This window comes from Stenotrophomonas sp. UBA7606 (assembly GCF_002477705.1).
Taxonomy (GTDB): Bacteria; Pseudomonadota; Gammaproteobacteria; order Xanthomonadales; family Xanthomonadaceae; genus Stenotrophomonas.
The window spans coordinates 22,850-24,668 of sequence record NZ_DLJW01000001.1 but is presented as its reverse complement, the minus strand read 5'-3'; the positions used below and the strand labels follow the sequence as shown (position 1 = coordinate 24,668).

The window sequence follows — 1,819 nt, the reverse complement described above, 5'->3', positions numbered from 1 at the left end:
CTGAAGCTGGACCCGTGGACCGTGGGCTTTGGTATCGGCGCACGCTTCTAAGCGGCGCTGATCCAGGCGCACAGCAGTAAAGCAACACGGGCCGTTTGCGGCCCGTGTTTTTTTGTAGGTGAAGTCTCCCCCTCTCCCGCCTGGGGAGAGGGGCTTCAAGCGCGAGCAATCCAGGCATTGTCAGCAATTGCAGCCTCAGCCCTCTCCCCTCGCGGGAGAGGGGTTGGGGAGAGGGGGAGAAGCCTTCCACGCAGACTACGGACTGCCGTCATCACTCCATTGCAGCGCCAGGTAATCAAAGTTCTGCTGCAGGCGCGGCTTGATCACATCGAAAAACGGTGACACATCGAAGTCACGCGGGGTGTACAAGCTGTAATTGCGGATATGCAGGATTTCCTGTGACTGCTCCACGCCACCACCTTGCGCCAGCACCGTTTCGATCTCCGGCAGTATCGGATAGCGGATCGATTCGAAAGCCTGCGCCAGCAAGGTGGAGCAGATCGCCTTGGTCGGCTCGCCGCTGCCCAGCGCAATCAGCCGACGGCGCATATGCCCCGGCACCGGCGGTTGCCGGATCAGGAAGCGCGCCAGGTCGAATACGTTCTTGAGGTCGTAGCTGTAACCCAGACGCGCACGCATGAAGTTCACCAGCTGATCCACCACCACCGGTGACAGGCCCTGCGGCCGGCAGATGCGCGTGTGCTGGTTGGCGAACTCGCTCAGTGCGATGCGGCGCACGCCCTGCTCCACATCCACATCGATCAGCATCGGCTGCGGCTTGCCCCCTTCCCGCAGTGGCTCCTCACCGATGTACAAGGCCGCATGCGACCAGGTTGACTGGGTCAGGTACTTGATCGCGGTGGAAAAGCGGCTGTTGCCCTCCACCAGCAACACGTCGCCGCGGCGCAGGGTGCGCAGCAACAGCGCCGGATCACTGGTGGATGGCCGCAGCTGGTTGCGGCGCGGCTGCGCGAGATAATGCGCCAGGCGGCGCCCCAGCAGTTGCAGCAAGCCCATCGACGCTCTCCCACGCAGTTGCATTGCAGCCTAGCGATGACAGCGGAACGTTGCCAAGCGGTACAGGCTCAACGCGGGCTGCGGTCGTAGCCACGGTAACGCAGATGGCGGCCGATGCGCCGGCGCAACAGCCAGCCGTACATGCCGGCGTAACCCAACAGGAGTGCGGCCATCGCCAACAGGCCGGCATGGCTCAGCCAACCGCTGTCGGGCCAGGGCAGGCCATTGACCGATGCCTGCCAGCCCTGCACGAAACCGGCGACCACGCGCACCACGATCATCGCGGTGAGGGCCAGCACCAACGCCGTATTGGGCTTGTAGTGCAACGCTTCCGGGCCGGCCTCGAAGCGGGTGAGGACATGGCCAAGCACCCCCAGCAGCAGTCCGGCCAGCCAACCCAGGGCCGCGTAGGACCAGGCGCCCGGCCACCAGAAACCCGCAATGCCGGCAAACAATGCAAACAGGCCTGTGGAGACCAGTGTTGCCCAGAAATTGAAGCTGATCAGCCAAGGCCGCGCCTGCCGCCGCGCACTGCCGTTGCGCACCCGCTGCCAGAGCGACAACGGCATCAACAACAGCATGATCGCGACGAAAACCAGTATCGCCAGCGGCAGAGCGAAAAGCACAGGCATGGGGGCAGATCCATGGATGCAGACCCAGAGATTACGCCATGCCGGGTACCGGTAGTGCCGAGCCATGCTCGGCAGAAGTCCTACCGGCATTTTCAACCTGCAGTGCCGGGGCATGCCCGGCAGAGGCCTTATCCGGATACCAAACCTGCAGGAGCGGCGTAGGCCGCGAA

2 protein-coding genes are annotated in these 1,819 nt (G+C 63.8%); both read right to left on the bottom strand.

What is annotated here, in order from left to right; genetic code table 11:
- Nucleotides 1–255: 255 nt before the first annotated feature.
- Entirely contained in the window at nucleotides 256–1,017 is a 762-nt protein-coding gene (locus B2527_RS00125; RefSeq protein ID WP_293705353.1) for a YiiX/YebB-like N1pC/P60 family cysteine hydrolase, read from the bottom strand.
- Between the two features lie 68 nt (nucleotides 1,018–1,085).
- Nucleotides 1,086–1,649, bottom strand: coding sequence for a CcdC protein domain-containing protein (locus tag B2527_RS00120; RefSeq protein ID WP_293705352.1), 564 nt, complete (start codon nucleotides 1,647–1,649; stop codon nucleotides 1,086–1,088).
- Between the last annotated feature and the right edge of the window lie 170 nt (nucleotides 1,650–1,819).

What these genes read in the sequence shown, in the direction of transcription:
- B2527_RS00125 (WP_293705353.1), bottom strand. Translation starts at nt 1,017, where the DNA reads ATGGGCTTGCTGCAACTGCTGGGGCGCCGCCTGGCGCATTATCTCGCG.
- B2527_RS00120 (WP_293705352.1), bottom strand. Translation starts at nt 1,649, where the DNA reads ATGCCTGTGCTTTTCGCTCTGCCGCTGGCGATACTGGTTTTCGTCGCG.